The following is a 324-nucleotide window of genomic DNA, read 5'->3' as shown; positions in this document are numbered from 1 at the left end:
CAGTTTGGTTAAGATGAAGCGAGTGACTAAAAAGAGTGCTCATCTGGTCGCGGATGCGATGGTGGTTATGCTAACTCCTGTGAGACTGCACGTTAAGACGATTACGTCCGATAATGGCAAGGAGTTTGCGGATCATAAAGCCATTAAGCAAAGACTCTATAGTGGGTTTTACTTTGCTGATGCTTATGCCTCATGGCAACGAGGAACAAACGAAAATACCAATGGCTTGATTAGAGAGTACTTACCTAAAGGATGTGACTTTAGACAAGTATCTGATGATGAGGTTCAAAACATTGAAGACAGGTTAAACAACAGACCAAGAAA

At 41.7% G+C, this 324-nt stretch carries 1 protein-coding gene; it reads left to right on the top strand.

All coding sequences use genetic code 11. The features are described from left to right. Positions 1 to 22 precede the first annotated feature (22 nt). The coding region (locus ACT3TU_RS14410) for an IS30 family transposase (RefSeq protein ID WP_444784552.1) at positions 23 to 324 on the top strand (302 nt) is incomplete at its 3' end.

Source organism: Psychrobacter sp. AOP3-A1-26, from assembly GCF_052378235.1.
Classification (GTDB): domain Bacteria; phylum Pseudomonadota; class Gammaproteobacteria; order Pseudomonadales; family Moraxellaceae; genus Psychrobacter.
The sequence above is the reverse complement of the archived record's forward strand: the minus strand, read 5'-3'. Positions and strand labels throughout refer to the sequence as shown.